We start from the raw sequence: 19,939 nt of genomic DNA on the forward strand, positions 1-19,939 counted from the left end.
GGTGGTCGCCCTGGCTGCATGAAGAAAGCCGATGGAGAGCGTTGCCGATGACCGATCCTCGCAAGACCCCGGCGGGCCGTGCGCTCGCCCTGCTGGACCTGACCTCCCTGAATGACCGCGACGACCTGCAAAGCACCGTCGAACTCTGTCGCCGTGCGCTGACGCCCTACGGCGATGTGGCCGCGGTGTGCGTCTGGCCGAGACTGGTGCATATCGCCCGGCGAACACTCAATACCCTGGGCGGGCGCTCGGTAAAGGTCGCCAGCGTGTGCAACTTTCCCGCGGGCAACGCCCCGCTGGCGGACGTGGTGGAGGAGGTGCGCAAGACCCTTGCCGAAGGCGCGGACGAGATCGACCTGGTCTACCCCTGGCGCAAGCTCAAGGCCGGCGAGCCAACCGGCGCAGTGGAGCTGATCCGTACCTGCAAGACGCTGTGCGGGCCTTACCACCGTCTCAAGGTGATCCTGGAAACCGGCGAGCTGGCCGACCCCGAATTGATCCGCACGGCCTGCCGGGAAGCCATCGCCGGCGGCGCCGACTTCCTCAAGACCAGCACCGGCAAGGCGGCGGTGAATGCCACGCCCGAGGCGGTGCGGGTGATGCTCGAAACCATCGAGGAGGAGGGCGGCAAGGTGGGGCTCAAGGTATCCGGCGGGCTGCGCACGCTGGCCGATGCGCAGGGCTACCGGGCGCTGGTGGAGGAACGTTTCGGCGCTGGCTGGGTCACCCCGGAGCATCTGCGTTTCGGCGCATCGTCATTGCTTGACGATCTGCTGCGCGAGTTGCGCGCTGAAGCCAAGCCCATCTCCACGCGCAGCTACTGAACCGCTCGCGTTGACGCAGCCTGGGGCGGGCCTAGAATGCTCGCCTCCCGCGCCACGGGGAACCGTGGCGCGCTCCTCCGGTCGGACCTTCGCCGACCTCCTCCGCTGGTGATTGCATGCCCTTCCGCGCCCCCTCGCACCTGACCAACCCCTTGCGCCGCTTCTCCCGCCGCCTGGTGGAAAACGGCACGCCTGAAGTCGCCGCGCCGCTTCCCTTGCCTGACAGCATCGCCGGCGAACCCTGGTTCTCCGTGGGCAAGGCGGTGGAGGGCCTGGGCGGCGAGCGGGTGGATGGCTGGTGCCTGGAGGAGTGGCCGGGCCTGGCCCTGCGTGCCCGCTTCAGCGCCTGCTGGCGTGATGGTCAGGGTCGTCTGTGGAACGTGCTGCCCGGCGGCGAGCCCATCGCCTTCCTGCCCGACCCGAAGCGCCGCTACGAGGGCGTGCCCCTTGCCGAGCAACTGCACGCGCTGGAGCGTGACGAGCTGCTGGAGGACTACCTCTGGCTCAGCCGCGAGTTGGGCAAACCGCAGATGGATGACGAGCGCCGGGAAGTCCGCGAGTCCATGCGCCAACGGCTGGAAAGCTGGCTGGAGCTGGGCGGCCGCGGCGACAAGCCGTGCCCGTGCAACAGCGGCAAGCGCTACCGCAATTGTTGCAGCAAGCGAGTGCGCGAGAACTAGGCCGAGGCGGGCCGGCGCCTTCACCGGTCCAGAGGCGCGGCGTGCGGACTCCTGGTCAGGTGCCGCCGCCAGGCCAGGGGAGCTGTTCCGTACCAGTGGCGGAACGCGCGGCTGAACGCACTCTGTTCGGAGAAACCAAGTCGTGCGGCAATCTCGCCAAGTGGGAGAGCAGCATCGCTGAGATAACGCTCAGCCAACTGGCGGCGGGTGTCGTCCAGGAGTTGCTGGAAGCTGCTGCCCTCGGCCTGCAGATGACGTTGCAGGGTGCGTGGCGATCGGTTCAATTGCCCGGCCAGGTCGCCGATGTTGCCGCGTCCCTCGGGCAGCAGGCGGGCCAGTGCCTGTTGGCAGCTGTGCAGGAGCGCGGAGTGTCCTCGTTGGCGGAGAAAGCCTTCGGCCTGTTCGTCGAGCAACTCCAGAAGCGCCGGATCGGCTTGTTGCAGTGGCAGTTGTAGATAGGCCAAAGGCAGGCTCAGGCGTGTCGCGGGTTGGCCGAAGCGCACCGGGCAGCCGAAAAAGTCCAGATAGGCGCCGATGTCCGCTGGCGACGGGTTGACGAAATGCACCTCGGACGGCAGCAGAGCTTGATCGCAGATGCGACGGGCTAGCTGAACCAGGGCAGCCACGCCGGTCTCGTCGACCAGTTGGCCCGGCCTGCCGCGCTCGGTGCCCCATTCCAGCAGCAGGAGGTTGCCTTCTGCGCGCACTCTGACCGGATTCACGTCATAGACCAGCCCCTGGTAACGCTCCAGGCGCTGCAGGGCATCGGCGAGTGTCGCGCACGTGCGCCCGGCATAGCCCACCACACCGAAGTGCTGCGGTCCGATCCCTTCGGCGATGCGCAGCCCGATGGCGGGCTCGCCCAGCCGGGAATCCGCGCGCTGCAGCAATACCTGCCATTGGGCCAGGGGAATCAAGCCGCTCGCGGGGGCCGGCAAGGGGCCGAGCAAAGCCTGTGCGTCGACCCCGCGGGTGGCGAGGAACTCGTAGAGCAGCCGGGCGTAGCTGCTGGCGATGTGCTGTTGGGCCATGGGCAGGTCTGCCGATTGACGCGATAGGTCAAGAAGTTAGCGGGGCTGGTCAATCCGGTCAGCCCAACTTTCGACAAGCTCTACGCAGGACATACCTTGCAGGAGCCTCGCCATGCCTGATCTGCCCACTGGTTTGACGTCCTGGGTCGCCGCTATCGATCCACTGCGCGACTTGCTGCTGATCCTGACGCCGCTGTTCATCGCCACATTACTCGTCGAGTGGCTGGCGCTACGTCGGCGCGGGGTCTTTCGGCTCGGTGACTCGCTGGCCAGCCTGGGGCTGGGAGGCCTCTACCTGGTGGTGGATGCCGTGCTGGTGGCGATCCTGGTGTTGCCGGTCTATCGGCTGCTTTTCGAACATCGCCTGCTGCAGTTCGAGATGACTCCGCTGGCTTTTGTCCTGCTGTTCTTCCTGCTGGAGTTCTGCTTTTTCCTCTTTCACTGGGCCAGCCACCGTATTCGCTGGTTCTGGGCCGCCCACGTGGTGCATCACTCCTCGCGGCACATGAATTTCACGACGGCCATGCGCCAGAGCCTGTTCTATGGCTTCGCCGGAAACTGGCTGTTCTATCTGCCATTGGTCTGGCTGGGATTCGCCCCGGAGTGGGTTCTGTTCATGCTTTCGGTGAGCCTGGCCTATCAGTACTTCCTGCACACCCAGGGGGTCGGCAAGTTGCCCGGAGCCATCGAGTGGCTGTTCAACACCCCTTCCCACCACCGTGCCCACCATGGGCGCAATCCCCAGTACATCGACCGCAACTACGGTGGCGTGCTCATCATCTACGACCGACTGTTCGGCACCTTCGTCGAGGAACGCGAAACGCCGGAGTACGGCATCGTGCGCCAGGTGGAGAGCTACAACCCGTTGTGGCTGAACCTGCACGAGTGGGTCGACATGTTCCGTGACCTGGCCCGGCCGGGCCCGTTGCGGCTGCGCCTCAAGCACCTGTGGGCGCCGCCGGAGTGGCAGCGCCCGCCGGGCACGCCGAGCTCTAACGAAGCGGAGGTATCCGCCATTGCTCCCCCGGCTTCGGAGCCCGGAAAAGCTCCGCTGGCACACCGCGCTGCTGGAGCGCCACGGCCAGATCGCTGAGCGGCGTGAACTGTCCTTCGTCGCTCAGGCGGAAGGTGCCGAAGTGGATCGCCATGCTGCATTGCGAGTCGAGATGCTGGTGCGCCTGTACGGCGTCGTCCGGGTTCATGTGGTGGTGACGCATGAACCAGCGCGGCTCATAGGCGCCGATGGGCAGGGCGGCAAAGCGCATCGGACCGAAGCGCTCATGCATCAGCCGAAATTCCTCGCCCAACCCGGTATCGCCGGGGAACAACAGCGGGCCGTCCGGCGACTCCAGCACGAAACCCATCCACAGCGTGCGGTTGGTGTCGCGCCGCGAGCGCGCCGACCAGTGTTGCGCCGGCACGCCGGTGAGCAGCATGCCCTCGGGCATCGGCAGGCTCTGCCACCAGTCCAGTTCGACGATGTCAGTGAAGCCGCAGGCGCGGATCAACTCGCCGTTGCCCAGGCCGGTCACCACTTTCGCTGACGGGAAGCGCCGGGCCAGCTCGCGCAGGCTGTGGATATCCAGGTGGTCGTAGTGGTTGTGGCTGACCAGGATCAGGTTGATCGGCGGCAACTCGTCCAGCGCCAGGCCCGGCGGGTGCACGCGCTTGGGGCCGACGAAGCTGAACGGGCTGGTGCGCTCGCACCAGAGCGGGTCGGTGAGGATGTTCAGGCCGCGGTGCTGGATCAGCAGGGTCGCGTGGTTGATGTAGGTCACGCGCAGTTCGTCGCCTTCCACGCGGGCCGGCGTCTCCGTGCGGACGTCGGGGCCGGGCTGGGCAATCCATTCCTGCTGGCGGCCGCGTTCGCGCTGCCACTTGAGGAAGGCGCGCAGGCCGTTGTGCGGTTGGCGGTCAAGATTGTGAAAGCGGGTACCGTCGAAGTGCGCCGTCTGCGGGCCGCGATAGCGGGCGCCGAGGCACCCGCTGAGGTTCTGCAAGGTGATCAGCCAGGTGGGGTGGCTCATGGGCATGCTCGTGCGTGCTCTTGCGAGGAGGACTCGGCACAACCTAGCATGCCGGGCATTCGCCGTACCCCCAACCTCAGTTACCAGTCTTTTCGCCATGCCCCGTCCTCCGCGCCCCGCCAATCGCCGTCCTGCCGTCCGTCCCACGTCTCGCCGGGTGGCCAAGGCGCCGCCGGCACAACCCAGGCTGATCCTGCTGAACAAGCCGTTCGACGTGCTGACGCAGTTCAACGACAGCGACGGCCGCGCGACGCTGAAGGACTTCGTCGATGTACCGGGCGTCTATCCGGCCGGCCGCCTGGACCGCGACAGCGAAGGCCTGTTGCTGCTGACCAACGACGGCCGCCTGCAGGCGCGTATCGCCGATCCCAGGCACAAGCTGCCGAAGACGTATTGGGTGCAGGTGGAAGGCGAGCCGAGCGACGAACAGCTCGCCCTGCTGCGCAAGGGCGTGCAGCTCAACGACGGCCCGACCTTGCCGGCCGAGGCCCGGCGGCTGGAAGAACCGCAGTTGTGGGAGCGCGACCCGCCGGTGCGCTTCCGCAAGTCGGTGCCTACGGCCTGGCTGGAGCTGGTGATCCGCGAGGGGCGCAATCGCCAGGTCCGGCGGATGACGGCGGCAGTCGGCCTGCCCACGCTGCGCCTGGTGCGCGTGCGCATCGGGCCGTGGCAGCTGGATGGGCTGCAGCCGGGGGAATGGCGGGAAGTCAGCCCCGAACTCTGAGGGTCCGGGGCGAGGCGGGCGTCAGAATCCGCCTTCGAGTCCGGCGACGACCACCGACTTGATCAGGAAGCCGAGCACGCCCAGGCCCAGTGCGAAGAACAACACCATGGTGCCCATGCGGCCGGCCTTGGACTTCTTGGCAAGGTCCCAGACGATGAAGGCCATGAACAGGATCAGGCCGGTTACCAGGCCATACATCATCCAGTCTTCGAAACTTTCGTTCATTGCTGCTCCTGCCCGGTACGGATGTGTCTCGTGGGGCGCCGGGACTGAGGGTGGTGGTGGAGAAGGCGCGCATTATACGCATGCGGCGCTTTGTCGTTCAGAGCCGTTCATAAATTGAGCAGTTCCTCCTGAGCGACGCACGCAATGCCGCGAAAATTCCCGCCGCAGCCCGGCTGGCGGGGAAATTTCCGGTATCGATTTCGTTCGGCGGGAGGCAGGGTGCGGTGCTGTGTCGCAGGTCTGGCCGCTCCTGCAAAAACTGATCAGACGCGCAGGTGGTCCAGCGGCAACTCGGTGCTGGCCAGGACGTTGCGCAGCACGAAGCTCGACCGCACGCTGGTAACGCCTTCGATGCGCGTGACGGTGCCGAGCAGGAAGTGCTGGTAGTGCTCCATGTCCGGCACCATCACCTTGAGCTGGTAGTCCGCGTCCATCCCGGTCACCAGGCTGCACTCCAGCACCTCGGGGCACTTGCCGATGATCTGCTGGAAATGCTCGAAGCGTTCCGGGGTGTGCCGGTCCATGCCGATCAGCACGAAGGCGGTGAGGCTCAGGCCGAGCTTCTTGCTGTCCAGCAGGGCGACCTGGCGGACGATGTAGCCATCGTCTTCGAGCTGCTTGACCCGTCGCGAGCAGGGGGAGGGCGACAGGCCGATGCGTTCGGCCAGCTCCTGATTGGAGATGCGCGCGTCGCGTTGCAGTTCGGCAAGAATTCGCAGGTCGTAGCGGTCCAGCTTGTCCATGAAAGCCTCGGATTTTAATTGAATTGCGCTTTTGGCGTAATTTTTGGCTGTTTGTTGCTCAGGTGGTGCCTTTATGAGCAATCTTAGCAATCATTTATCCGCTCTGTCGCCGTACTATTTCTTCCAGATTCACAGCCCGGACATCACGTCCCCCTGCGATCCGCCCAATCAGGCGCTTCGCGGCCCGCCGACCCCACAGGATCGCGCCGGCCACCGGGCTGCGCACTGCCCAGAAGGCGGAGCGAGGTGAGCCGGCGCCAACAGCGACGAGCAGGACGAGATTCCACAAAGGGAGGCTGACGAGCCTCCCTTTTTTCTTGCCCGTGATCTGCCCCCCATCTTTACCCTGACTTTACCCAACACCTTGCAATGCGGGCGTTGCGCCGTGGTCTATGGCATTGTCACATCGCAGTTTTCGGCCGTCGCCGAAGTGAGGAATTCATGAAGTCGGGCATTGGGCGGTTCGCCTCCTTCGCTGTGCTTTCGCTGGCGGTGGCCGTGCAGACCGCCACGGCTGCCGGTTTTGGCGGCGCGGATATGCAGGGCGGCCAGGGCCAGCCGCCGAGCCAGGGCGGTGGCCAGGGACGTCCTTCCGGCGGTTCGGGCAACGCTGGCGGTGGCAAGTTCGGCTCCCACGAAGTCCCGAACGGTTCCGGCGGTGGCTGGCAGGGGCGCCCGCCCAGCGGTGGAAACAATGGCCAGTGGCAGGGCCGCCCTCCGGGCAATGGCGGTAATAACAACGGCCAATGGCAAGGGCATCCGCCAAACGGCGCCGGTAACGGCCATGACAATGGCCAGTGGCACGGCCGCCCTCCGGGCCAGAATGGCAATCAGTGGCAGGGCGGTCAGGGTCGCCCGCCGGGCTATGGCGATAGTCAATGGCAGAACCGTCCGCCGGCCAACAATGGCAACGCGGGCAAGTTCGGTTCCCATGAAGTGCGCCCACCATCCGGCAACTGGCAGGGGCGGCCGCCGTCCCACGGCAACTGGGGGCCACATCCGTCCTACTGGCGGCCGGGCTATGTGGTGAATGCCATGCCGAGCGGGCACTACCGCGTGCCTTATCGTGGCAATGACTACTACTTCAACGACGGCTACTGGTACCGTCCCTACGGATCTCGTTACGTGGTAGTGACGCCGCCCTACGGCGTGCGCGTGCGCTACCTGCCCTCCTATGCCGAGCAGGTGTGGGTCGGCAGCATCGGCTACTTCCTGGCTGCCGGCACCTACTACCTGTGGCAGGCCAGTTCGCAGGACTACGAAGTCGTGGCACCGCCCCAGCAGCAACCGGTGGCCGTGGCACAGACCGGCTATGACGTGATCGCCTATCCGCTGTACAACCAGGGGCCGGACCAGCAGGCCCGTGACCGCTACGAATGCCACGGCTGGGCCGTGCAACAAAGTGGCTTCGATCCGGCATCGGCCAGCTACGCGCCACCGGCCTACATTGCCGACAACTACCGCCGCGCCCTGGGCGCCTGCCTGAGCGGGCGCGGCTACAGCGTCAACTGATGCTCTCTAGCTGATCGTCTCTTTGCCCACCACTTCCTGCGGGTCGGCGTGCACCAGCACCTCGGCCTGCGGGAATTCCTTGTGGATCGCCAGCACCGCCTCATCGCACAGGTGATGCGCCTTGGACAGCGACAGCTCGCCGGGCAGCTCCAGGTGCAGCTGAACGAACCAGTGCGTGCCGGAAATCCGCGTGCGCAGGTCATGGGCGCCGAGCACGCCGGGCACTTCGCGCACCAGTTCGAGCATGCGCGTGCTGACGTCCGGCGGTAGTTCTTCGTCCATCAGCACCGCGATGGATTCGCGGGCGATCTGGAAGGAGCTCCAGAGGATGTACAGGGCGATGCCCAGGCCGAAGAGGGCGTCCATCTGTTGCCAGCCGAAGTTCGCCAGCACCAGGGCGACCAGGATGCTGCTGTTGAGCAACAGGTCCGAGCGGTAGTGCAGGGAGTCGGCGCGGATGGCATTGGAACCGGTGATCTTCACCACGTAGCCCTGTACCGTCAGCAGGCCGGCGGTGAGTACCAGCGACAGGATCATCACCGCAATGCCCCAGCCGACGGCTTCCACCGGCTCGGGATGTTGCAGTCGGTCGATGGCCTGGGTGCCTACCAGTACGGCACTCACCGCGATGAACAGCGCTTGCGCCAGCCCGGACAGTGATTCCGCCTTGCCGTGGCCGTAGCGATGGTCGTCGTCCGCGGGGCGGATGGCGTAGTGCACCGCCAGCAGGTTGAGGAAGGAAGCGGCGCCGTCGAGCAGCGAATCGGTGAGACCGGCCAGCAGGCTGACCGAGCCACTGAGCCACCAGGCGATGGCCTTGGCGACGATCAGGGTGGTGGCGACGCCGAGCGACGCGAAGGTCGCCAGCCGCATGAGGTGGGAGTGGCTGGCGTGCTTGAGCATCAGGTGTCCAGGCGGTTGGGCAGGAAGTAGATGTAGTCCAGCAGCGGCGCCTTCTGGTCCAGCGCAGTGAGCGCGGCGCTCATTTGCCCGCGATGGTGGGTGCCGTGGTTGACCAGGTGCTGGACGATGTTCGCCAGGCTCTGGCGGTGTTCCTGCCCGGCCATGTTGCGGTAGTCCAGCTGGGTGCCGAGGGTGGCATCGCTCTGCTTGCTCAGCCATAGGCGCCAGGCGCCGACACCGTCATTGAGGAAGTCGGCGAGGCCGGCGCGGTCAGGCGCCGCCTCGGCGTCGAGGCGTTCGAACTGCCAGGGCTCTCGCTGCACTCGGGCGAACCAGATGCGATCGACCACCGCGAGGTGGTTGAGGGTGCCGTGAAGGCTGCCGAAGAACAGCCCGCGCGGTGCGCGGTAGGTCTCTTCATCCAGGGGCGCGATGGCCTCCAGGATGCGTTCGTAGGCCCACTGGTGGTACGCCAGGAGTTGCTGAAGGTGTGAAGCGAGAGCGCCGTGCATATCAGGCCTCCGGGCGCAGGCCCAGGCTGGCGAGTTGTTGGAGGCTGCCGCTGCGCTGGATCAGACGCGGGTCGTCCAGGGGCAGGCTGCGGCCGGTTTCACGCTCGAGGATCGCCTTGAGTTTAGCCTTGTCCACGGTGCCGTCTTCACCCACGGCATCCTTGAGCTTTTCCGGCGCGACCGAGTACTTCGCATCGGGCAGGTAGATCGCGCCGGTGGCGAAGTCTACGCCGAAGGCAATCAGGCCCGGGATGACGTAGAACAACAGTCCGATGGCGTCGAAGGCGACGATGGCGGGGTCGATACGGCCGTCGATCTGGCCGCGGCGATCGGGGTAGAACAGGGTGCCGCAGGCGGTCAGCTGGCTGAACAGGGCGGCGCTCAGAACGGCGCAGGACACACGGGTGGCAAGACGCATGGAAGACCTCCGGGAGGATGATGCGGACAACTATATCAACGAGCTCGCTGTCGCTGCTGGCAGATTCGCACTATGCGGCGTTCTCGTTGCTTCTATGACTGCCGAGTTGGCATCGTGGTTCGCCCGCTATAATCGCCGGCCCCCGCACAATCGGGGTTACTGCCCCATGAAATTCCAGGAGCCGGCATGAACGCCCTTCCCATCGACAGCGTCCTTCCCGTCCTGCGCCAGGCCCTGGCCGAGCACCATGAGGTGGTACTGGAAGCGCCGCCCGGCGCCGGCAAGACCACCCGCGTGCCGCTGGCGCTGCTGGGCGAGGCGTGGCTGGCCGGGCAGTCGATCCTGATGCTGGAACCACGCCGCCTGGCTGCCCGCGCTGCCGCCGAGCGCCTGGCCAGTGAGCTGGGCGAGACAGTCGGCGAGACCGTTGGTTACCGCATCCGCCTGGATAGCAGGGTCGGCCCGAAGACGCGCATCGAGGTGGTTACCGAAGGCATCCTCGCGCGCCGCCTCCAGGATGACCCGGCGCTGGAGGGCGTGGGCCTGGTGATCTTCGACGAATTCCATGAACGCAGCCTCGATGCGGACCTGGCCCTGGCGCTGACCCTCAACGGCCGCGCGCTGCTGCGCGACGAGCCGCCGCTCAAGGTGCTGGTGATGTCCGCGACCCTGGAGGGCGAGCGCCTCTCCACGTTGCTGGACGATGCCCCGGTGGTACGCAGCGAGGGCCGCATGTTCCCGGTGGACATCCGCTGGGGCCGCCCCTGGCAGGCCGGCGAATTCATCGAGCCGCGCGTGGTGCAGACCGTGCAGCAGGCGCTGGCGGATGAACCCGGCAGCCTGCTGGTGTTCCTGCCCGGCCAGGCGGAGATTCGCCGCGTCGCCGAACAGCTGGGCGACACACTGGCTGGTCGGCCTGAAGTACTCATCTGCCCGCTGCACGGCGAGCTTGATCTGGACGCCCAGCACGCTGCCATTGAGCCCGCGCCGGCGGGTAAGCGCAAGGTGGTGCTGGCCACGAATATTGCCGAGACCAGCCTGACCATCGATGGCGTGCGCGTCGTGGTGGATGCCGGGCTGGCGCGGGTGCCGCGCTTCGATCCGGGCAGCGGCATGACCCGCCTGGATACCCAGCGCATCTCCCGCGCCTCCGCCACCCAGCGCGCCGGCCGTGCCGGGCGCCTGGAACCCGGCGCCTGCTACCGCCTGTGGTCCGAGGCGCAGCACGATCAACTGCCGGCCTATGGCGCGGCGGAAATTCTCCAGGCCGACCTCGCTGGCCTCGCGCTGCAACTGGCGCGCTGGGGCGTGGCCCCGCAGGAGCTGGCCTGGCTCGACCTGCCGCCCGCCGCCGCTTATGCACAGGCCCAGGACCTGCTGGAGCGTCTCGGCGCGCTGGCCTCCCGCGCCGGCGGCGGCAGTCTCACGCCCCACGGCCAGGCCATGGCCGAGGTGCCGGCGCACCCGCGAATCGCCCACCTGCTGCTGCGCGGCCACGCGTTGGGGCTGGGACAATTGGCCTGTGATCTGGCCGCCCTGCTGGGCGAGCGCGACATCCTGCGCGGCAACGACGCCGACCTGCATCACCGCATCGCCCTGCTGGCCGGCGAGCAGAATGGCCCGCGCGCCAGCCGCGGCGCGGTGCAGCGCGTTCGCCAGCTGGCGCGGCAGTTCAAGGGCTACTTGCGTGGCCCGGCACGCGAACCGGTGAGCGATCCGGATCATCCGCGCTGGCTCGGCGGCCTGCTGGCCTTTGCCTACCCGGACCGTATCGCCCGCCAGCGCCGCGCCGGTGGCGGCGAATACCGCCTGGCCAACGGTCGCGCCGCGCTGTTCGGCGAGCCGGATGCGCTGATGAAGGAAGCCTGGCTGGTGATCGCCGACCTCGGCAGCCGCCAGGGCCAGCGCGAGGAGCGCATCTACCTGGCGGCGGCGCTGGAGCCGGCGCTGTTCGAGTCGATTCTCGCCGAGCAGGTCAGCGTCCACGACGAACTGGACTGGGACGAGCGCGAAGGCGTATTGCGCGCCGAGCGACAGCGCAAGGTCGGCGAGCTGGTGCTGTCCACCGAGGCGCTGCCCAATCTGGACGCCGAAGCCCGCAGCCGCGCGCTGCTCGGGCTGGTGCGCCGCAAGGGCCTGGAGTTGTTACCCTGGACGCCGGAGCTGCGCCAGTGGCAGGCACGCATCGCGCTGTTGCGGCGGCTGGACCTGGAGGGCAAGGGCGAGAGCGAGTGGCCGGACGTCAGCGACGCCGCCTTGCTGGGCTCGCTGGAGAACTGGCTGCTGCCTTACCTGGGCAAGGTTTCGCGGCTCTCGCATTTCGGCAACCTGGACTTGAGCGGAATTCTCCATGCGCAGCTGCCCTGGCCATTGCCGCAACGCCTGGACGAACTGGCGCCGCGCACGTTGCAGGTGCCGTCCGGCTCGAACATCCGCCTGGACTACAGCGAGTTCCCGCCGGTCCTCGCTGTGCGCCTGCAGGAGCTGTTCGGCCTCGCCGATACGCCGCGCATCGCCCAGGGCCGGGTGGCGGTCAAGTTGCACCTGCTCTCTCCGGCGCAGCGGCCGGTACAGGTGACCCAGGACCTGGCCAACTTCTGGCGCAGCACCTATGCCGAAGTGAAGAAGGACCTCAAGGGGCGCTACCCGAAGCACTACTGGCCGGACGACCCGCTGATCGCCGAGCCGACGGCGCGGGCCAAGCCGCGCAAGACCTGAAATTCGCGCAAGGGCTCCTGCTCTTGTAGGAGCAACTGTCTTCTTCAGGTAAGTCCGTGCCAGTGCCTTCCCTCACCCCAGCCCTCTCCCAGAGGGAGAGGGAGCCGCCCGTGCCGGCGGGCACCAAGGTTTCATCCTGCACCGAACGGTCCCCTCTCCCTCTGGGAGAGGGTGAGGGCTGATCCGAGTACAGGACTGTCGGGTAGGAGCGGATTCATCCGCGATGTTTCTGTGCGAAGCGGAGCCGATCGCGGACGGAGTCCGCTTGTGTCTGCGGACCTACGCGATAGCGGTCTTCCCGGTCAGGGCAATTTCATCTCGTAACCTGCCGCCTGCAATTCGTCGTAGGCATGGTCCAGCTGTGCGCGCAGCCCTTCGGCGTCGGGCGCGTGGCGCGAGACGATCAGCTTGGTCGGCACGCTGTACAGGCTGTCGAAGGCCAGTGGCGCCATGTTCAGCTCCCGGCGCGCCTGCTCTACCGGCGTCTGGTAGTCGATCAGGTAGTCGCCGCGACCGCGTTCGAGCATCTGCAGCGCTGCGGTGTGGGTGCTGGTGCGGTGCAGCTCCAGCTTCAGCGCCGGGTCGGCGAGCAGGTCGGTGATCGGTCGCCAGTAGCTGTAGCCGCTGATGAGGATGACCCGGCTGCCGGTCAGGCCGCCGGGCACTTCGGGCGAGGGCCGCGAGGGCAGGCGGTAGAGGTTCAGCTCGACGTGGCCCAGCACGCGCTCGCACTCCAGCGTGCTGCCCGCCAGTTCCTGCTTGCCGGGTGCGCCGGCCCAGAGCTGCACGCTGCCGTCCTGCAGGCCCAGGTACAGGCGGGCGCTGGGCAGCGGGCGGAAGTCGGCGCGGTAGCCGGCCTTGAGCAGGATGCGCCGGACCATTTCGGCACCGCTGCCGCGGGTGCTGCCATCCGGGGCGGTATAGGTGTAGGGCGGGAATTCGTAGTAGCCCACCGTCAGCGCCGGCACTGGATGCGGCAGGCGGTCGGCCAGCGTGGGCCGGTCGACGGCCAGGGCGTTGAGGCAGAGGAGGGCGAGGATCAGCCCGGCAAGACGGCGCAAATGCATGGATGGCCTGGGTGCTCGTTATCGTTTTTGTTCGAAGCGGGCCGAGCATGCGACTGCCGCCTCGCACTTGTCCAGCGTCCACCGGCGGCGTTATGCCGAAGCGCTCAGTGGGGCAGCAGGAAACGTGCGGAAAGCGGCAGGTGATTGGAGATGCGCAGGGTGTCGTGGGCGCGTACGCCGGCCTCCAGACGATTCAGGCTGGGGCTGTGGAACAGGTAGTCGAGGGTGCGGTCGGGTTTGTGCACGCGCGGATCGTTGGGGAAATGCGTGTACCAGTTCTCCTGGTCGGCGCCACTGGACTCTTCCACCGCCGGGATCACCGGGAAGCGCGCTGCCAGCAGGTTCAGTTCACTGTTGGCGCGATAGGGCGCGCGCAGCACTTCCGGCAGGTAGGGATACTGGCCAAGCGGCAGCAGGCCGAGATCGCCACCCAGCAGCCAGGGGCGGCCCGCGGCCTGCAGGGAGTTCAGCTGGGCCTCGACGGCTTCCACCTGGCGCTGCGGGGTGTCGTCGCCGTTGGGGCGTTCCAGGCGCGTGTTGATCACGCTGAACTGGCCGCCACCGCGGATCGGCAGGTCGCTCTGCAACAGCGCCGGTTGCGGGGCGAACAGATGCAGCAGCGGGATGGATGAACGCTGCGGCAGGGCGATGCGCTCGCTGCTGGCGATCTGGAAGCGGCTGAAGGTCACCAGCTTGCGCCCGGCGCTACCGAACACATGGGGATTGGGATCGAAGCGTGCCTTCCAGTCGAAGGCGGCGCTGGAGCAGGGATAAAGGTCGGCCAGGCGGTCGCCGATCAGCGCCTGCTGGTCCTGCTTGCCGGTGGCGGCGGCGCCGTCGTCCACTTCCTGCAGCAGGACGATGTCCGGAGCCTCGTCGCGGATCACCCGTACCACCTCGTCGAGGCTGTAGGCGATGTCTTCGGGGCTGGGGCTGTCGTCCGGGCCAGTGGTGTCGGGCAGGTCGTCCCAGAAGATGTAGCGCTTGCCGGCCAGGTACTGGACGTTCCAGGTCATCACCTTCAGTGCCTGGCCCGGCTGCAGTTGCGGCGCGGGCGCGCGGCACTGGGCGGCGACGCTTTCGCGCTCGGCGGGGTGCCAGGCCAGCAGCCAGGCGGCGGCGGAGAGGGCGAGCAGCAGGACGATGAACAGCAGGAACAGGGCGCGACGGCGAAGCGAGAGGCTCATGGGTGACCAGGGGCTATGCTTGTTGGGACCAGAGGATAGTGGCTGTGACTTCGTATTTCATCTCTGTGTTTAGTGTGGGAATAATCCTGAAACCTTGTGAGACGTAGTTCGCAGGATGCTGTTTCGCACCCGCGCGCTCCGGGAGGCTGCCATGTCGAGCAAGCTCTTCTCCCATCCCGTCTACCGACGCAAGGTGGTGCTGGTCAGCGGCGGCTGCTCCGGCATCGGCCGCGCTCTGGTGCTGCGCTTCGCCCGGGCCGGGGCCCATCCGGTGATCCTCGACCTTGACCAGGCGGCGCTGGACAGCCTGGTGCAGCACCTGCGCGAACACCTGAACGTCGAGGCCCTTGGCCTGCGCTGCGACATCGCCGATGCCGAGGCGGTGCAGCGCTCGGTGGCACTGGCTGTCGAGCGCTTCGGCGGTATCGACGTGCTGGTGAACAACGCCGGCATCACCCACCGCAGCCTGTTCATCGAGACCGAGCTGGCAGTCTTCCGCCGGGTGATGGCGGTGAATTTCTACGGCGCGCTGCACTGCACCCAGGCGGCCTTGCCCAGCCTGCTGGCGCGGCATGGGCAGATCGTCGTGCTCAGTTCGTTGACCGGCTTCGCGCCGCTGCTCTACCGCAGCGCCTACAACGCCAGCAAGCATGCGCTGCACGGCCTGTTCGACACGTTGCGCATGGAGTTGGACGGCACCGGTGTGGCAATCACCCTGGCATGCCCCGGCTTCACTGCCACCGACCTGCGCAAGAACGCGCTGGTGGGCGATGGCTCGGTGATCCGGCAGCCGGCGCTGGTGCTGGGCGCGGAGGTCGCCTCGCCGCGCGACGTGGCCGAGGCGATCTACCAGGGCGCGTTGCGCCGCCGGCGGTTGCTGGTGCTGTCCAACGTCAACTGGCGGGCGAGGCTGCTGGCGCGCTTCTTCCCGCGGCTGTTCGAGAAGCTGCTGGTACCGAAGATGTCGGGGCTCAGGCCGGGAAACTGAATGTCCGGGGGCTCTTGCTCCCTCTCCCTTCGGAGCGGGGCGCGCAGCCAGGGTTGGGGAGAGGGCACTCGCCGTGGAACTGCATTGCCGGGCGTGAGCCCGTCCCCTCCCTAACCCTCCCCCGCAAGCGGGAGAGGGGACCATTGGGCAGAACGATGAACACAGCGGCCAGCCGGAAATGCCCTTGACGAAGATCGGTTCAGATCAATGCGAGTGCGTGTCGAAACCACCGCCTGCCAGCGCCATGTCCCAGAACGACGCCTCGATCTTGTGCCCGTCCAGGTCGCGGATGAAGCAGCCGTAGTACGGATCGCCATAGAGCGGGCGCGGGCCGGGGGCGCCCTCGTCGGTGGCGCCGGCAGCTATCGCGGCGCGATAGAACGCGTCCACTTCCTCGCGGGAATTGGCCATGAAGCCGAAGTGCGTGCCGTTGCCGACGCTGGCGGGGCGCCCGTCGATGGGCGTCTGCAGCCAGAACTCCGGGAAGGCGCGGCCATAGGCCACCGCGCCGGGGTGCTCCATGATCTGTTGGCAGCCCAGGGTGGGCAGCACGGCGTCGTAAAACGCCTTGGCGCGCGGGTAGTCGTTGGTGCCGATGGAAATGTGCGAGAGGCAGCTGGGCGGGAAGTCGCTCACGGCGAGTCTCCATACTCGGGGAAAGGAGACTCCAGCGTAGAACCCCGGCGCTCGACGTGCCGGGGGATTTGTTGCGACTTGCTGCCGCTAGGCGGCCTCGCGGCCAAGCAGGATGAAGATGCGGTAGGCGGCCACCGTCAGCAGCAGTTGGAAGAACCCGCTCAGCGAGTGCAGCGCGACGCTGAGTACCGGCGCGTCCTGACCGGCCTCGGTGATCCAGCCCTCGGCGATCCACACCGGCGCGAGGATGGCCAGGGAGGTGATCAGCAGCAGGAAGAAATGCCCGGTGGTCAGGCTGAAGCTCTCGCGCATCGCGTCGATGGGCGCGCGGCCGCGCTGCACCAGGAGGAATTCGGCGAAGGCCAGCTTGATCATCACGAAGATGCCCGGCAGCACCATCAGGTACAGGCCGATCACGATCAGCAGCGAGGTGATCGCCGAGAGCAGGGCGAAAGCCGGCCACAGGCGCAACGCTGCGCTCCACAGTTCGCGCACGCTGCGCTCGATACCTTCGCCCGCGTCGATCATGTAGAGGATCAGGCTGGCGGTGTAGATCGGGTAGAACACCAGGCCCGCCGCCATGCCCCAGGGCGCGATGTTCTGCGAGCCGGCGGCGATGTTGATTTGCTGCTGCACCAGTGTCTCGATGACGATCCACGGCAGGCACAGCGGCACCAGGGTGCCCAGATGACGGGAGAAGAAGAACCAGGTGTCGCGGAGGATGGAAAGGGGATTCATCAGTAACCCGATACTGTCCGAGGGCTTCGACTCTAACTTAAGCAAACCCTCAGATAGAAGGCGCAAGAATTCTGTGACCGGAACTTGTTTTTTTCCGACCCGATCCAATGTTTCGCTTCAGCGATCCGTTTTGATTCACCCGCTCACTCGAGGCCTGTCATGAATTCCGAAGAGCAATCCCTGATCGATGGTCTGTTCACCCGCCTGCGTGACGCCGAGTCGCAGACCGCGCCCCGTGACGCCGACGCCGAGGCACAGATCAACAGGCACCTGGTGCAGCAGCCGGCCGCGCCCTACTACATGGCCCAGGCGATGCTGATCCAGGAAGCGGCGATCAAACGCCTGGACCAGCGCGTCAAGGAACTCGAAGCGCAGCAGGCCAGGGCTCAGGAGCAGCGCCCGAGCAGCGGCGGCTTCCTCGCCGGGCTGTTCGGTGGCGGTCAGAGCCAGGAGCAGCGCCCGGCGCAACCGCAGCAGCGCCCGGACGGCTGGGGCCAGACGCGTTTCTCGCAGCCCGGCGGCAATGCGGCGTACGCCAACAATCCTGCGGCCGGCAATCCCAACGACTTCCGCCCCGCACAGCCGGCGCAAGCCGCACCGCAGGGCGGTGGCTTCATGCGCGGTGCGCTGCAGACCGCCGCGGGCGTGGCCGGCGGGGTGATGGTGGCGGACCTGCTGACCAGCATGTTCCACCACAACCAGCCGCAGGAAATCGTCGAAGTGATCCAGGAGCAGCCGGTGCAGCCGGAACCTTCGAGCTTCGACGACTCGCGGACGGACGACTCCTTTGGCGGCGGCGACCGCTATGCCGACAGCAACTTCAGTGACGCCAACTACGACGACGGTGGCAGCTTCGGCGACGACTCCGGCTTCTTCGGCGGCGACGACGGCGACATGTTCAGCTGAGCCGCCCGCCCACCGGGACTGGCGGGGGCGCGCCGCTGTGCCGATAATGCGCCCCCGCTGTTCGAGTCCCGGAGTCACCGTTGAAGACCATCGCCCTGTTCGCCGACGTGCAGAACCTCTACTACACCGTGCGTCAGGCCTACGGCTGCCACTTCAACTACGCCGCCCTATGGGCCGAGCTGAGCGCCCAGGGCAACATCGTCCAGGCCTACGCCTATGCCATCGACCGGGGTGACGCGAAGCAGCAGCAGTTCCAGCAGATCCTGCGCAAGCTCGGCTTCACCGTGAAGCTCAAGCCCTACATCCAGCGCGCCGACGGCTCGGCCAAGGGCGACTGGGACGTGGGCATCACCATCGACATCCTCGACGCCGCGCCGAATGTGGACGAAGTCGTGCTGGCTTCCGGCGACGGTGACTTCGACCTGCTCCTGGACCGCGTCCGCGCCGGCGGCACCGATGCCACCGCCTACGGCGTGCCGGGCCTCACCGCCCAGGCGCTGATCCGCGCGGCCAGCCGCTATGTGCCCATCGAAGGCGCGCTGCTGCTGCGTTCCTGAGCCTTGCGGCTACAATGCCGCCCATTCCGAATTCGTATTGCGAGCGCTCCATGACCTTCGCCAACCTCGGCCTGATCGATCCCCTCCTGCGCGCCCTCGACGGGCTCGGCTACCAGAACCCGACGGCGGTGCAGGCCCAGGCCATTCCTGCCGTGCTCAAGGGCCGAGACCTGCTTGCCGCCGCGCAGACCGGTACCGGCAAGACCGCCGGTTTCGCACTGCCGTTGCTGCAGAAGCTCCTGCAGGAAGGTCACCAGGTCGCGGCCAACTCGATGCGCGCGCTGGTGCTGGTGCCGACCCGCGAACTGGCCGAGCAGGTCCACGAGAGTTTCCGCGCCTACGGCCAGCATGTGCCGCTGCGCACTGCCGTGGCTTACGGCGGGGTCAGCATCAACCCGCAGATGATGAAGCTGCGCAAGGGCGTCGACGTACTGGTGGCCACTCCTGGCCGACTGCTCGACCTGTATCGTCAGAACGCCCTGAAGTTCACCCAGCTGCAGGCCCTGGTGCTGGATGAGGCCGACCGCATGCTCGATCTCGGCTTCTCCCGCGAACTGGACGAGGTCTTCGCCGCGCTGCCCAGGCGCCGGCAGACCCTGCTGTTTTCCGCAACCTTCTCCGATGCCATCCGCCAGATGGCCCGCGAGCTGCTGCGCGACCCGCTGACCATCGACGTGGCGCCGCGCAACACGGCGGCGAAGACGGTGAAGCAGCACCTGGTCACCGTCGACAAGAAGCGCAAGGCCGAGCTGTTCCTGCACCTGATGCGGGAGCAGGGTTGGCGCCAGGCCTTGGTGTTCGCCAAGACCCGCAAGGGCGTCGATGAGCTGGTTGGCCTGTTGCAGAAAGCAGGCATCCGCGCCGACTCGATCCACGGCGACAAGCCGCAGCCATCGCGCCTGCGCGCGCTGGCGCGGTTCAAGGCCGGCGAAGTGGACTTCCTGATTGCCACCGACGTTGCTGCCCGCGGCCTGGATATCGAGGAAATGCCGCTGGTGGTCAACTTCGACCTGCCCATCGTCCCCGAAGACTACGTGCACCGCATCGGCCGTACCGGTCGCGCCGGCGCCAGCGGGCAGGCGATCTCGCTGGTCTGCGCCGACGAAGTGCAGCAGCTGGCGGCCATCGAGACGCTGATCGGCCAGACCCTGCAGCGCCAGGAAGAAGATGGCTTCGAGGCGGAACACCGGGTGCCCGTCACCGCCCCCGGCGGCCAGATAACCAAAAAACCGAAGAAGCCCAAGCAATCCAAGGTGCCCGAAGGCAAACCGGGCAAGGTCCACCTGGGCTCGCTGCTGGACGACAAGCCGCAGGTCAAGGCGGTGCGCAAGGCGCCGGGGTTCGGCCTTGGCGGCAAACCGGCAGGTGGCAAGCCGTCTTCTGGAAAACTCTCTTCTGGAAAGCCGGCCGGCAAGGGCGGTCGCCGCCCCTGAGCCGTTAAGGCGCGCGCCTGCTTCATCGCGGTGCGCCGCCGAGGGCTGAGTCGGGGCTTTCCCCAGGCGTGGCGGGGTCTTGTGGGGTGTGGCGCAAAAGCTGCATTTCC

21 protein-coding genes are annotated in these 19,939 nt (G+C 67.0%); 10 read left to right on the forward strand and 11 right to left on the reverse strand.

The genetic code is table 11. From position 1 onward, the window contains the following. Nucleotides 1-47: 47 nt before the first annotated feature. Together deoC and GJV37_RS14115 are read left to right on the forward strand one after the other, a co-directional pair. On the forward strand, nt 48-824 hold the full coding sequence (gene deoC, locus GJV37_RS14110; protein ID WP_065084323.1) for a deoxyribose-phosphate aldolase: 777 nt from the start codon (nt 48-50) through the stop codon (nt 822-824). Nucleotides 825-940: 116 nt separating this feature from the next. Beyond that, a complete protein-coding gene (locus GJV37_RS14115) occupies nt 941-1,504 on the forward strand; it encodes a hypothetical protein (RefSeq protein WP_065084322.1) in 564 nt (187 codons plus the stop codon). 20 nt (nt 1,505-1,524) lie between these two features. Here the strand turns inward: GJV37_RS14115 and GJV37_RS14120 are convergent, their stop codons facing one another. Further along, nucleotides 1,525-2,535, reverse strand: coding sequence for an AraC family transcriptional regulator (locus GJV37_RS14120; protein ID WP_065084321.1), 1,011 nt, complete (start codon nt 2,533-2,535; stop codon nt 1,525-1,527). A 112-nt stretch (nt 2,536-2,647) separates the two neighbouring features. On the opposite strand from GJV37_RS14120, the gene GJV37_RS14125 reads away from it, so the two are divergent. After that, nucleotides 2,648-3,628: a sterol desaturase family protein gene (locus GJV37_RS14125; RefSeq protein WP_084358051.1), complete on the forward strand. Its 981-nt coding sequence runs from the start codon at nt 2,648-2,650 to the stop codon at nt 3,626-3,628. On the opposite strand, the gene GJV37_RS14130 is transcribed toward GJV37_RS14125, so the two are convergent. After that, nucleotides 3,528-4,568: an MBL fold metallo-hydrolase gene (locus GJV37_RS14130; protein WP_193452667.1), complete on the reverse strand. Its 1,041-nt coding sequence runs from the start codon at nt 4,566-4,568 to the stop codon at nt 3,528-3,530. The two genes, GJV37_RS14125 and GJV37_RS14130, sit on opposite strands and share 101 nt — an antisense overlap. Nucleotides 4,569-4,719: 151 nt before the next feature. On the opposite strand from GJV37_RS14130, the gene GJV37_RS14135 reads away from it, so the two are divergent. Next, the gene (locus GJV37_RS14135) at nt 4,720-5,286 is read left to right on the forward strand and encodes a pseudouridine synthase (RefSeq protein WP_169888769.1); all 567 of its coding nucleotides are present in this window, start codon (nt 4,720-4,722) and stop codon (nt 5,284-5,286) included. Between the two features lie 21 nt (nt 5,287-5,307). Here GJV37_RS14135 and GJV37_RS14140 read toward each other — a convergent pair whose 3' ends face one another. Further along, nucleotides 5,308-5,511 (reverse strand): DUF2788 domain-containing protein, encoded by a 204-nt coding sequence (locus tag GJV37_RS14140; RefSeq protein ID WP_015475469.1) that lies wholly within the window; start codon nt 5,509-5,511, stop codon nt 5,308-5,310. Between the two features lie 263 nt (nt 5,512-5,774). Continuing rightward, nucleotides 5,775-6,254 carry an Lrp/AsnC family transcriptional regulator gene (locus GJV37_RS14145; RefSeq protein WP_024763946.1) on the reverse strand — a complete coding sequence of 160 codons (480 nt, stop codon included), beginning with the start codon at nt 6,252-6,254 and terminating at the stop codon, nt 5,775-5,777. Nucleotides 6,255-6,695: 441 nt separating this feature from the next. Between GJV37_RS14145 and GJV37_RS29520 the strand changes: the two genes are divergently transcribed. Further along, nucleotides 6,696-7,766 carry a DUF6515 family protein gene (locus tag GJV37_RS29520; protein WP_246228372.1) on the forward strand — a complete coding sequence of 357 codons (1,071 nt, stop codon included), beginning with the start codon at nt 6,696-6,698 and terminating at the stop codon, nt 7,764-7,766. Nucleotides 7,767-7,772: 6 nt separating this feature from the next. Here the strand turns inward: GJV37_RS29520 and GJV37_RS14155 are convergent, their stop codons facing one another. The 3 genes from GJV37_RS14155 to GJV37_RS14165 are packed head-to-tail and all read right to left on the reverse strand — an operon-like array spanning nt 7,773 to nt 9,599. Next, the gene (locus GJV37_RS14155; RefSeq protein ID WP_193452668.1) at nt 7,773-8,669 is read right to left on the reverse strand and encodes a cation diffusion facilitator family transporter; all 897 of its coding nucleotides are present in this window, start codon (nt 8,667-8,669) and stop codon (nt 7,773-7,775) included. Further along, nucleotides 8,669-9,181: a DinB family protein gene (locus GJV37_RS14160; protein ID WP_193452669.1), complete on the reverse strand. Its 513-nt coding sequence runs from the start codon at nt 9,179-9,181 to the stop codon at nt 8,669-8,671. The genes GJV37_RS14155 and GJV37_RS14160 overlap by 1 nt, the downstream gene beginning before the upstream one ends. A 1-nt stretch (nt 9,182) precedes the next feature. Beyond that, nucleotides 9,183-9,599 (reverse strand): polyribonucleotide nucleotidyltransferase, encoded by a 417-nt coding sequence (locus GJV37_RS14165; RefSeq protein WP_024763942.1) that lies wholly within the window; start codon nt 9,597-9,599, stop codon nt 9,183-9,185. A gap of 186 nt (nt 9,600-9,785) precedes the next feature. Here GJV37_RS14165 and hrpB point away from each other — a divergent pair, with 186 nt between their 5' ends. Next, nucleotides 9,786-12,317 carry an ATP-dependent helicase HrpB gene (gene hrpB / locus GJV37_RS14170; protein WP_193452670.1) on the forward strand — a complete coding sequence of 844 codons (2,532 nt, stop codon included), beginning with the start codon at nt 9,786-9,788 and terminating at the stop codon, nt 12,315-12,317. A gap of 302 nt (nt 12,318-12,619) precedes the next feature. Here the strand turns inward: hrpB and GJV37_RS14175 are convergent, their stop codons facing one another. Further along, complete coding sequence (locus GJV37_RS14175; protein ID WP_193452671.1) at nt 12,620-13,384, reverse strand: substrate-binding periplasmic protein; 765 nt, start codon at nt 13,382-13,384, stop codon at nt 12,620-12,622. Between the two features lie 104 nt (nt 13,385-13,488). Then, a complete protein-coding gene (locus GJV37_RS14180; RefSeq protein WP_024764637.1) occupies nt 13,489-14,571 on the reverse strand; it encodes an endonuclease/exonuclease/phosphatase family protein in 1,083 nt (360 codons plus the stop codon). A gap of 151 nt (nt 14,572-14,722) precedes the next feature. Between GJV37_RS14180 and GJV37_RS14185 the strand changes: the two genes are divergently transcribed. After that, nucleotides 14,723-15,559 carry an SDR family oxidoreductase gene (locus tag GJV37_RS14185; RefSeq protein ID WP_038803592.1) on the forward strand — a complete coding sequence of 279 codons (837 nt, stop codon included), beginning with the start codon at nt 14,723-14,725 and terminating at the stop codon, nt 15,557-15,559. Between the two features lie 204 nt (nt 15,560-15,763). On the opposite strand, the gene GJV37_RS14190 is transcribed toward GJV37_RS14185, so the two are convergent. Continuing rightward, the gene (locus GJV37_RS14190; RefSeq protein WP_065086617.1) at nt 15,764-16,195 is read right to left on the reverse strand and encodes a VOC family protein; all 432 of its coding nucleotides are present in this window, start codon (nt 16,193-16,195) and stop codon (nt 15,764-15,766) included. Nucleotides 16,196-16,282: 87 nt separating this feature from the next. Beyond that, complete coding sequence (locus GJV37_RS14195; RefSeq protein WP_193452672.1) at nt 16,283-16,933, reverse strand: YciC family protein; 651 nt, start codon at nt 16,931-16,933, stop codon at nt 16,283-16,285. A 159-nt stretch (nt 16,934-17,092) separates the two neighbouring features. On the opposite strand from GJV37_RS14195, the gene GJV37_RS14200 reads away from it, so the two are divergent. From GJV37_RS14200 to rhlE1, 3 genes are all read left to right on the forward strand, one after another. Further along, the gene (locus tag GJV37_RS14200; protein WP_170859200.1) at nt 17,093-17,839 is read left to right on the forward strand and encodes a DUF2076 domain-containing protein; all 747 of its coding nucleotides are present in this window, start codon (nt 17,093-17,095) and stop codon (nt 17,837-17,839) included. A gap of 80 nt (nt 17,840-17,919) precedes the next feature. Continuing rightward, a complete protein-coding gene (locus GJV37_RS14205; protein WP_024764639.1) occupies nt 17,920-18,396 on the forward strand; it encodes a LabA-like NYN domain-containing protein in 477 nt (158 codons plus the stop codon). Between the two features lie 50 nt (nt 18,397-18,446). Next, complete coding sequence (gene rhlE1 / locus GJV37_RS14210; RefSeq protein WP_193452673.1) at nt 18,447-19,829, forward strand: RNA helicase RhlE1; 1,383 nt, start codon at nt 18,447-18,449, stop codon at nt 19,827-19,829. Nucleotides 19,830-19,939 lie beyond the last annotated feature (110 nt).

This window comes from Pseudomonas nitroreducens, assembly GCF_010994165.1.
GTDB lineage: Bacteria > Pseudomonadota > Gammaproteobacteria > Pseudomonadales > Pseudomonadaceae > Pseudomonas > Pseudomonas nitroreducens.

Bases quoted from the DNA above. Each gene is read 5' to 3' on its own strand.
- deoC (WP_065084323.1), top strand. From the start codon at position 48: ATGACCGATCCTCGCAAGACCCCGGCGGGCCGTGCGCTCGCCCTGCTG.
- GJV37_RS14115 (WP_065084322.1), top strand. From the start codon at position 941: ATGCCCTTCCGCGCCCCCTCGCACCTGACCAACCCCTTGCGCCGCTTC.
- GJV37_RS14120 (WP_065084321.1), bottom strand. From the start codon at position 2,535: ATGGCCCAACAGCACATCGCCAGCAGCTACGCCCGGCTGCTCTACGAG.
- GJV37_RS14125 (WP_084358051.1), top strand. From the start codon at position 2,648: ATGCCTGATCTGCCCACTGGTTTGACGTCCTGGGTCGCCGCTATCGAT.
- GJV37_RS14130 (WP_193452667.1), bottom strand. From the start codon at position 4,568: ATGCCCATGAGCCACCCCACCTGGCTGATCACCTTGCAGAACCTCAGC.
- GJV37_RS14140 (WP_015475469.1), bottom strand. From the start codon at position 5,511: ATGAACGAAAGTTTCGAAGACTGGATGATGTATGGCCTGGTAACCGGC.
- GJV37_RS14145 (WP_024763946.1), bottom strand. From the start codon at position 6,254: ATGGACAAGCTGGACCGCTACGACCTGCGAATTCTTGCCGAACTGCAA.
- GJV37_RS29520 (WP_246228372.1), top strand. From the start codon at position 6,696: ATGAAGTCGGGCATTGGGCGGTTCGCCTCCTTCGCTGTGCTTTCGCTG.
- GJV37_RS14155 (WP_193452668.1), bottom strand. From the start codon at position 8,669: ATGCTCAAGCACGCCAGCCACTCCCACCTCATGCGGCTGGCGACCTTC.
- GJV37_RS14160 (WP_193452669.1), bottom strand. From the start codon at position 9,181: ATGCACGGCGCTCTCGCTTCACACCTTCAGCAACTCCTGGCGTACCAC.
- GJV37_RS14165 (WP_024763942.1), bottom strand. From the start codon at position 9,599: ATGCGTCTTGCCACCCGTGTGTCCTGCGCCGTTCTGAGCGCCGCCCTG.
- hrpB (WP_193452670.1), top strand. From the start codon at position 9,786: ATGAACGCCCTTCCCATCGACAGCGTCCTTCCCGTCCTGCGCCAGGCC.
- GJV37_RS14175 (WP_193452671.1), bottom strand. From the start codon at position 13,384: ATGCATTTGCGCCGTCTTGCCGGGCTGATCCTCGCCCTCCTCTGCCTC.
- GJV37_RS14180 (WP_024764637.1), bottom strand. From the start codon at position 14,571: ATGAGCCTCTCGCTTCGCCGTCGCGCCCTGTTCCTGCTGTTCATCGTC.
- GJV37_RS14185 (WP_038803592.1), top strand. From the start codon at position 14,723: ATGTCGAGCAAGCTCTTCTCCCATCCCGTCTACCGACGCAAGGTGGTG.
- GJV37_RS14195 (WP_193452672.1), bottom strand. From the start codon at position 16,933: ATGAATCCCCTTTCCATCCTCCGCGACACCTGGTTCTTCTTCTCCCGT.
- GJV37_RS14200 (WP_170859200.1), top strand. From the start codon at position 17,093: ATGAATTCCGAAGAGCAATCCCTGATCGATGGTCTGTTCACCCGCCTG.
- rhlE1 (WP_193452673.1), top strand. From the start codon at position 18,447: ATGACCTTCGCCAACCTCGGCCTGATCGATCCCCTCCTGCGCGCCCTC.